Annotated in this window: 13 protein-coding genes; 9 read left to right on the top strand and 4 right to left on the bottom strand. The window is 73.1% G+C overall.

Annotated features, from left to right (window positions below; genetic code table 11):
- From AB1673_11830 to AB1673_11815, 4 genes are all read left to right on the top strand, one after another.
- Positions 1-324: MFS transporter (locus AB1673_11830; protein MEW6154662.1), on the top strand; the 324-nt coding region annotated here is incomplete at its 5' end.
- Between the two features lie 39 nt (positions 325-363).
- Entirely contained in the window at positions 364-1,686 is a 1,323-nt protein-coding gene (locus tag AB1673_11825) for a hypothetical protein (GenBank protein ID MEW6154661.1), read from the top strand.
- Between the two features lie 250 nt (positions 1,687-1,936).
- Complete coding sequence (locus AB1673_11820; GenBank protein ID MEW6154660.1) at positions 1,937-2,191, top strand: hypothetical protein; 255 nt, start codon at positions 1,937-1,939, stop codon at positions 2,189-2,191.
- An 81-nt stretch (positions 2,192-2,272) separates the two neighbouring features.
- Positions 2,273-2,707 (top strand): hypothetical protein, encoded by a 435-nt coding sequence (locus tag AB1673_11815; protein MEW6154659.1) that lies wholly within the window; start codon positions 2,273-2,275, stop codon positions 2,705-2,707.
- A gap of 3 nt (positions 2,708-2,710) precedes the next feature.
- Here the strand turns inward: AB1673_11815 and AB1673_11810 are convergent, their stop codons facing one another.
- The gene (locus AB1673_11810; protein MEW6154658.1) at positions 2,711-3,196 is read right to left on the bottom strand and encodes a hypothetical protein; all 486 of its coding nucleotides are present in this window, start codon (positions 3,194-3,196) and stop codon (positions 2,711-2,713) included.
- A 5-nt stretch (positions 3,197-3,201) separates the two neighbouring features.
- Positions 3,202-4,329, bottom strand: a complete 1,128-nt coding sequence (locus tag AB1673_11805; GenBank protein MEW6154657.1) for an AI-2E family transporter — start codon at positions 4,327-4,329, stop codon at positions 3,202-3,204.
- A 251-nt stretch (positions 4,330-4,580) separates the two neighbouring features.
- Here AB1673_11805 and AB1673_11800 point away from each other — a divergent pair, with 251 nt between their 5' ends.
- The 4 genes from AB1673_11800 (at position 4,581) to AB1673_11785 (ending at position 6,009) form a co-directional block, all read left to right on the top strand.
- Positions 4,581-4,919, top strand: coding sequence for a hypothetical protein (locus AB1673_11800; protein MEW6154656.1), 339 nt, complete (start codon positions 4,581-4,583; stop codon positions 4,917-4,919).
- A gap of 12 nt (positions 4,920-4,931) precedes the next feature.
- A complete protein-coding gene (locus AB1673_11795) occupies positions 4,932-5,132 on the top strand; it encodes a hypothetical protein (GenBank protein ID MEW6154655.1) in 201 nt (66 codons plus the stop codon).
- Positions 5,133-5,360: 228 nt separating this feature from the next.
- Positions 5,361-5,762 (top strand): hypothetical protein, encoded by a 402-nt coding sequence (locus AB1673_11790; protein MEW6154654.1) that lies wholly within the window; start codon positions 5,361-5,363, stop codon positions 5,760-5,762.
- Positions 5,763-5,787: 25 nt separating this feature from the next.
- On the top strand, positions 5,788-6,009 hold the full coding sequence (locus AB1673_11785; GenBank protein ID MEW6154653.1) for a hypothetical protein: 222 nt from the start codon (positions 5,788-5,790) through the stop codon (positions 6,007-6,009).
- 6 nt (positions 6,010-6,015) lie between these two features.
- On the opposite strand, the gene AB1673_11780 is transcribed toward AB1673_11785, so the two are convergent.
- The gene (locus AB1673_11780) at positions 6,016-6,705 is read right to left on the bottom strand and encodes a hypothetical protein (GenBank protein ID MEW6154652.1); all 690 of its coding nucleotides are present in this window, start codon (positions 6,703-6,705) and stop codon (positions 6,016-6,018) included.
- 16 nt (positions 6,706-6,721) lie between these two features.
- Positions 6,722-7,288 carry a sigma-70 family RNA polymerase sigma factor gene (locus AB1673_11775; protein MEW6154651.1) on the bottom strand — a complete coding sequence of 189 codons (567 nt, stop codon included), beginning with the start codon at positions 7,286-7,288 and terminating at the stop codon, positions 6,722-6,724.
- 91 nt (positions 7,289-7,379) lie between these two features.
- On the opposite strand from AB1673_11775, the gene AB1673_11770 reads away from it, so the two are divergent.
- Positions 7,380-7,709, top strand: a 330-nt coding sequence (locus AB1673_11770; protein MEW6154650.1) for a hypothetical protein, incomplete at its 3' end; no start/stop codon positions are given.

Genomic DNA, 7,709 nt, shown 5'->3' with positions numbered 1-7,709 from the left:
GCTCGCTCGTCCCCTTCCGCGCTGGCGGCCGTGATCGGGGCGGCGGTGGTCCTGTTCTCGGTGTCGGTCGTTCTGCACCGGCCGGCCGCGGTGGCCGGCGTGGCCGTGGCCTACGGCCTCTACCACCTTGTCCTGGTGGTCGTCGACGCCCGGGTGCAGGAGGCGGTGACTGGCCCGGCCCGGGCCACGGTCACCTCTGTCGCCGCGCTGGGCACGGAGGTGAGCGGCGCGGGCTTCCTGGTGGCGTGGGCCAGCGGTGAGCCCCTGGTCGTCGCCGCGCTGGCGGCCGCGGTCGTGCTGGCCCTCCCCCGGCTCTTGCGCTGAACGTTGGCATCGCCCGCCTACAGGGCCCATCCTGGCCGGGTGGTTGGCTCCGAGACGGTCGAGCTCGTCCCCTCGGCCATGGCCGCGGGCGGGCGGGCGCTGGCCCGCCAGCCCTCGGGCCGGGTCGTCTTCGTGGAAGGGGCCCTCCCGGGAGAGCGGGTGAGGGCCCGGCTGGTGGCCGAGAAGCGCGACTTCGCCGAGGCGGTCACCGTCGAGGTCCTGGCCCCCTCCCCTGCCCGGGTCGCACCCCCATGCCCGGCCCTGGCCGAGGGCTGCGGCGGGTGTACGTGGCAGCACGTCGACGCCGTACACCAGGTGGAGCTCAAGGCCGCCGTGGTGGTCGACGCCTTGCGCCGGACGGGGGGGCTGGCCAACCCGCCCACTCCCCTCCCCTGGCCCCTCTCGGGCCCGGCCTTACGTACCTCCGCCCGCCTGGTCGTGGGGACCGACGGCCGGGCGGGGCACCGCCAGCGGGCCACAGGCGGGGACCGCCCCGGCGCCGGCCCGGTGCCGACCGGTTCGTGCCTGGCCGCCCACCCGCTCCTCGAGGACCTGATCGTGCACGGGCGCTACCCGGGGGCCGACGAGGTCGTGCTGCGGGTCTCGGCAGCCACCGGCGAGCGGCTGGTGCTGGTCCGCCCGGCTTCGGCCGCGGCCGCGGCGGTCATGCCGCCCGGGACCAAGGGGGCCGGGGCCGGTGAGGGCCGCGCCCCGTGGTTGCACGAGGAGGTGGCGGGAGCCAGGCTGCGGGTAACGGCCGGTTCGTTCTTCCAGCCCGGGCCGGTGGCCGCCGAGGCCCTGGTCGGGGCCGTCGACGAGGCCATCGGCGACAGTCTCGGCGACAGTCTCGGCGACGGTCTCGGTGGCGCCACCGGCGACCGCACCGGTCCGGCGGGCGGCGGTCCCGGCGAGGGCCCCGGCGGCCCTGGTTCGGGGAGCGGCGGGCACCTGCTCGACGCCTACGCCGGGGTGGGGTTGTTCGGCGCCGTGCTGGGCGCCCGGCACGGGGCCCGGGTCACGGCCGTGGAAAGGAGCCCGTCGGCGGCCGCCGATGCACGCGCCAACCTGGCCGGCATCGACGCCCACGTGCTGGAGATCGAGGTCGGGCGGTGGCGGCCCCGGGGCGCCCCGGTCGATGTCGTGGTCGCCGACCCGGCGCGATCGGGCCTCGGGCGCCCAGGCACCACCGCCCTTGCCCGGTCGGCGGCCCCCCGCCTGGTGCTGGTCAGTTGCGACCCGGCTTCGCTGGCCCGCGACAGCGCGCTTCTGGCCCAGTTCGGCTTCTCCTTGTCGGCCCTCTGGCTGGTCGACGCCTTTCCCCACACGTTCCACGTCGAGACGGTCGCCCGCTTCGACCGCTGAGGCGGGCAGCTCGTAAACCTGCGCGGGAACCGTGGGCCAAACGCACACGGTTCCCGCGCGGCTTTCGCATTGGGGGCCCTCGCCAGGGCCCAGTAAGTGTGCTACACCTACAGTGCTCTAATCCTTAGCGGGATCTTCGTTCTGGAAGCGAGGGCACGGGGTGGCTACGGACGGTCCGTTCACGGCGATGGTCCAAGAGCGCACGCCGCCGCTACGGCGTAGGCCCGGGCACCTCTACGAGGTTGCTGTCATGAGGGACGGGCAGCCCGTCCTGCTCAGCCGCCGGCGGCGGCCGCCGACGTTCCCGGCTGGCCGGGGCCGCCCCGATTTCAGCGTTCGTACCGAAGCCGTCGTAGCCGTCGCCTGGGTGGAGACGTGCGCCACCTTGGAGGAGGCGTGGGAGATGGCCGACGAGCGGACCGCCGTCCTGAACAAGCTGGCCGCGCTCTTCGATGCCGACACGGCGGTCTCGCTCTACCGCCACTCCAGCGAACGGTCCCCGTAGGGGGCGCAGGCCGACCTGGGGTGATCCGGCCCCGGCCCTGGCGCCGGAGAAGGGGGGTAACGCCGACAGGGAGGTCCCAGCGTGCGCCGTCTCACCACCCCACTGGTCATCGCCGCCGCCCTCTTCGTGGCCGCCGGGGGGTACGTCCACCTGCGGGAGTGGCTCGATGGCTACCGGAACGTGCCTGTCGAGGCGCCCGGGGCAGCGGTCGTACGGGTGGGGTTCGTGGTCAACGCGGCGGCGTCCTTCGCCATCGCGGCCGCCCTGGTGGTGACCCAGTTCGCAGGCCGGCGGTTGGCGCCGCTGGTGATGGTGGGGGCCGCTCTGTCCCAGGTGGCCTTCGCCGTGGCCGTCGTGGTCAGCCGGACCGCGAGCCTGGGAGGCTGGCGGGAGCCGGTCTGGACCCGGGGCGCCAGCCAGTCGCTGGCCGTCGAGATCGGTGCCCTTGTCGCCTTGGCGGCCGTGGCTTCGGTGGCCCTGCTGGAGCGCCGCCGCCTCGCCCCCGCCCTCGCCTGAGGGTCAGCGGGTTGCGACGCGGCTCGGTGTGCCCGTGGGCGCGGCCGTCGGGGCTCGCCGGCTCAGAGCCAGCAGGACGAGCATGGCCACCCCCATCCCGGCTGCCGCGCCCGCACCGACCAGCAGCCACGAGGGGATGTCGCGTCCAGAGGCGGCCGACGTGAAGGCGTCGGGCGCAGGCGGCCCGTTCATGTAGACCGAGGCGAAGTACGTGTCCTCGGCCGACCCGTCCACGTTGGTGCCGTTGCGGCTGTCCTGCCAGGTCATGTAGACGGCCTCATTGGTCGAGACCAGGCCGCTGGGGGCGTGCACGTCGACGTTGTTCGACCAGATGCCGAAGGACCGGTCGATCGAGCGGTCGGTGATGCGGATGCTGGGCGAGAACGTCTGGCCCCGGTCTTCGGAATAGACGTACCAGACGTCCTGGGAGCCCGTGCTCGTGCTGGTGGTACCGGCCGGCGTGGGGCTGAGGCGGTTGTCGAACCACACGAGGCCTACGGCGTCCGCTCCGCCTCGGGGGGTGGGACCTCGGGCGCCAACGCGCCCTCACCGCCCACCGTGGCGAGGTGCTTCTGGCGGAAGTGGCTGCCACCCGAGACGGCGATGGCGACCAGGGGCACGGCCAGGAAGGCCCCGAGCAGGCCCCCGATCACGATGCCGGCCCCCACGGCCAGCACCGTCACCAAGGCGTGCAGGCGCATGGCTCGCTCCAAGATGAACGGCTGGAGGAGGTTGCCTTCGATCTGCTGGACGGCGACGGTGGCCGCCACGACGAGCAAGGCGGTGACGAACCCACTGGTCACCAGGGCCACGAGGGCGGCGATGAGGCCGGCCACGGTGGCCCCGAGGATGGGGATGAACCCGCCCATGAAGGTAAGGACGGCCAGCGGGAGCACGAGCGGGACCCCCAGGGCCCACAGGGCGAGGCCGATCAGGACTCCGTCGATCAGCCCGGTGGCGGCTGTGGCTACCAGGTACTGGCGCATGATGAAGCGGGCGCGCCGGGTGACCTCGACCACGTCGTCGCGCGACCGCTGTGGGACCCGCTCGCGGGCCCAGTCGGCGATCTTGGCGCCGTCTTTGAGGACGAAGAACAACGTGAACAGCAACAGAGCCAGGCCGCCCAGGACCTCGCCCGCGACCCGGGCCTGCCCGGCGGCCTGCTTGGCCAGCCCGCCGACCGCGGCCCGGGCCGCTTCCCTGATGTCGGCCTCGAGCTCGTCGACCCGCTGGGCGCTCAGGTTCAAGGGCTCACCCTGGGCCCAGTCCTTCACGTCGGCCACCGCCCGGGCCACCTCGTCGCCCACGTCCCCGAACTCCCGGGCGACGTTCGTGCCGATCCAGGAGAAGACCACCACGACGACGGCCAGCGACCCGATGAAGACCGTGGCCGCGGCCGGTGCCGGCCGCCACCGGTGAGCCCGCAGCCAGGCCGCGGCCGGCTCCAGGATGGCGGCCAGGAACAGGGCGAGCACGACGGGGACCACGACGACGTAGAGGCGGATGAGGACCACGACGGCGAGGGCCAGGGCGGCGCTCACCACCAGCACCCGCCAGCTCCAGGCCGCGGCCCCGGCCAGCAGGCGGGGGACCTGGACGGGGGGCACGGCGACCGCCGGCACGTCGGCCAGCGCCGAGGGGTAACTGCTGCCAGGCTCCCCATCACCAGGCGGTCGACTATCAGGCGTCGGCCCAGGCATCTCTTCGCCAGGCGCCTGAATGTCGCCGGACGGCCCTTCCTCGTCGGGGGTTGCCACGGCAGCCGGCAGCCTAGCCCGCCGGGGCCTTGACATCTGCTAGACGTTCGTCCACTCTATGCGGGAAACAGATATGGTGATGATGTGGATACAGCCCCGATGGGTATATGGCGCCCGTGAGCGGTCCTGACGAGATCGTCGAGCTCCTTCGCTCGATGCTGCACAACGCCGCCGCTCGGGAGTGGGCGGCGTCCAAGGCGGCGCCGGTCACCCCGTCGCCCGAGTACCTCACCGGCTACGCAGCCGGCTGGGAAGGAGGCGAACTGGCGGCGTTGGCCCTGGCCGTCTCGGCCGTCAGCGGGGAGACCGCGACCTCGCTGGTCGAGGAGGCCCGGGTGCGGGCGGCCGTCGATGTCGCCTTTCCCTTCGACCTGGTCGTGGAGGACGCCGGAGCGGAGACGGGCGAAGCAACCGGCGAAGAGACCGGCGAAGAGACCGGCGAAGAGGCCGCTTGAGGTGAACCTGAGATGACGTTGGACGAGGGCCTCGGGCCCGACGAACTGGTTCCCTGCCCGACGTGCTGGTTGCCCGCCGATCTACTGCCACCGCCGCCCTATGAGGCCTTCCACCACTCGCGCTGTCCCAAGGGCCATGACAATACGCTCATCCCCTCGGTGCTGGCGCACCTTCGGGCCATGGTCGAGCAGGGCTACCCGAGAACCGCCTGAGCTCGCCGCGGGCGCGGGCAAGCGGAAGCTGTAGCGTTCTTAGGCGCGGAGAACTACCATGTTTGGTGCTGACCCCGACGCGGAGGGATCCGGCTGGGTGGATCCCTCCGCATCGGAGCGGCAACTAGATCAGCCACCCCCGCTCCTGATACAGGTTTTCTCGCGAAAAGTTCTGCTGGGACCGCCGCTGGGGCAACCGAGGTCCCCGCGGGCTCCGTACACAGGAATATGGACAGCAGCAAGCGGCTCTTCGAGCAGCTCGACACCGCCGGGCGTTTCCACCGTGACAGCCGGATCGGCCGCCTCTTCCACCCTGGCACCTTGTCGTTCCGCGAGCTGGCGGAGACCAACAGTGTGCACTTGGTGACCAGAGCCAACCGGGTTTCGGTGCACGTCGACCGGGTCTCGCCCCTCAGGGTCCACAACGGGCGGGCCCGCTACTCCGTGTGCCGGGCCTTCGCTCACAACGCGGTGGTCGTGGCCGAGGCCGTCGGCCGTTTCGTCCGGCGCGATGCCGCCATCCCCCGGTGCCATCTCGACTGCGAGATCGTGTGGGTCCCCGACGACGCCGAGGAGGAGCCGGCGGACGGGGCCGGCGGGCTGGGCCAGGTGACCAGCGTCGCCTGCTGAGCCTGCGGCCCGCTACCGTTCGTCCGTGCCCTCAAGCCAGACGCGCCCACCCGCCCTCACGGCGTCGGCTGGCTTCGGCGCAGTCGGGGCCGTCCTGCTGTTGATGGGCTGGCTGACGGGCGCCGCCGCTGTCCTGGTGGCCGCGGCAGGCGCCGCCGCCCTCTCCCTGGTGTCGGCCCTGGTCTGGAGGTCCCAGCTCATCGAGGCCTGGCGCAAGGACCACCCCAAGCCCCAGCGCCGCCGGTAAGGGGGTTCAGGGCTTGGTGAAGGGGGCTTCGTAGCGAAGAGCACCAGTGGAGTCGAGGACCCTGACCGCCTTCAGCCGAGAGGCGGGTACGTCGACCACCGTGCCCAGCGTGCCGCCCCCGTCCTGGAGCCGGAGCTGGCCGGTAGCCAAAGGCGAGCCCCCGCCCTCGGTGGTGATCTCGACGGTGTAGTCCGCCGTCCACTCCCGGGGCCCCTCGAAGGTCACGAAGACCCAGGCCTGGTGCTCCCCGTAGGCGAAGGCCCTGCAGGTGGCGTTGCCGCTCGGGCTCACCGCCACCGCCGTCCTGACCACGTCGTCGCCGCCGGACAGGTTGCTGCCGGCCACCATCGCAGTGGCTGCTGCCACCAGGGCGGCGGCCGCCAGGGCCACGGCTCGCACGGCCGCCCGGGGGCGGGGGCCGAGGCGGGGCCTGGGCGCCGGGACGACCGCCTCGGGGGACTGGGGGCCGGTGGTGGCGGCCAATACACGGCTCTCGAACCCGATCGACGGTTCCATGTCGGGTGCCAGCAGCAGCACGGGGTCGGCCGCTCTGGAGAGGTCGTCGACCAGCCGCCGGCAACCTGGGCACCGGGCCAGGTGGGCCAGGGCGGAGGCCCGGTCCGGGCCCGACAGCGAGCCGAGCGCCACCTCGGCGGCCAGGGCCTCGATCTCGACGCACGTGGTGGGCTCGCTCACAGGGCCCTCTGGCGGTTCATCCGCCACCCCCGTCGCGCTGGGGGTCGAGGGTGTCACGGAGCTTCAGCAGCCCGGACCGCACTCGCGTCTTGGCCGTGCCCAGCGGTATCCCCTCGGCCTCGCTGATCTCCTTGGCGGTCCGCCCGAAGAGGGTGGCCAGCAACAGGGCCCGGCGCTGGCCCTCGCTCAGGCCGGCCAGGGCCACTCTCACCCTGTCGATCTCCACCTGGGTCTCGGCCAGTGCGGACGGGCAAGGGCCGGTGGCCACCTCACCCAGCGCGGCCAGGGCCTCGGGCCCGACGGGACACGCCCGGCGCATCCGGACGGTGTCGATGGCCAGGTTGCGGGTGATGGTCAGCAACCATGTCGCCACCGTGCCCCGCCGAGGGTCGTAGGTGGGCGCGTGCCGCCACGCCCGCAGGAACGCCTCCTGGGCCACGTCCTCAGCCAGCACGGCGTCGGACACGATGGCCCGGGCCAGGCCGCACACCTTGGCCTGGTGACGACGGATGAAGGCGGCCGCGGCATCGGGGTCGCCAACCGCGAAGCCCGCCAGAAGGGCGTCGTCAGGCGCGGCCCGCATCGACCGGATCGTACGCCGGTGGCGCCGCTCGCGGGCCGCGGGGCGCGCCGTTGGGGGTGCAGCCTCGGAGGCAACTAGGTTGTGAACAGTCATGGCCCGCATCGAGATCGAGCTGACCAGTTCGCGCCCCGACGGCTCCTGGACCTGGCGCGCCGCTGGCGCCCGCCAGCCCAAGGGTGTCCTCCCGGGAAGCCTCCTGCCCGATGGTACGAAGGTGGGTGAGGTGCTGAGGGCCGAGGTCGAGATTGATGTCGACGGCATGAACGTCACCTCCGTGCTGCCGAGCAAGGCGAAGAAGGCGGACAGCAACCGGATCGAGGTCGTCGGGCCACCTGAGCGGGACCGGCCCCCGGTCACCACCGACCGGGCCCCCGGCCCCCGCCGGGACACCGACCGGGCCCCCGGCCCCCGCCGGGACGGC

The sequence above is a fragment of the Actinomycetota bacterium genome, assembly GCA_040754375.1.
GTDB lineage: Bacteria > Actinomycetota > Acidimicrobiia > Acidimicrobiales > AC-14 > JBFMCT01.
This window is presented reverse-complemented; position numbering and strand designations above follow the sequence as displayed.

What these genes read in the sequence shown, in the direction of transcription:
- AB1673_11820 (MEW6154660.1), top strand. Translation starts at nt 1,937, where the DNA reads ATGAGGGACGGGCAGCCCGTCCTGCTCAGCCGCCGGCGGCGGCCGCCG.
- AB1673_11795 (MEW6154655.1), top strand. Translation starts at nt 4,932, where the DNA reads ATGACGTTGGACGAGGGCCTCGGGCCCGACGAACTGGTTCCCTGCCCG.
- AB1673_11790 (MEW6154654.1), top strand. Translation starts at nt 5,361, where the DNA reads ATGGACAGCAGCAAGCGGCTCTTCGAGCAGCTCGACACCGCCGGGCGT.
- AB1673_11775 (MEW6154651.1), bottom strand. Translation starts at nt 7,288, where the DNA reads ATGCGGGCCGCGCCTGACGACGCCCTTCTGGCGGGCTTCGCGGTTGGC.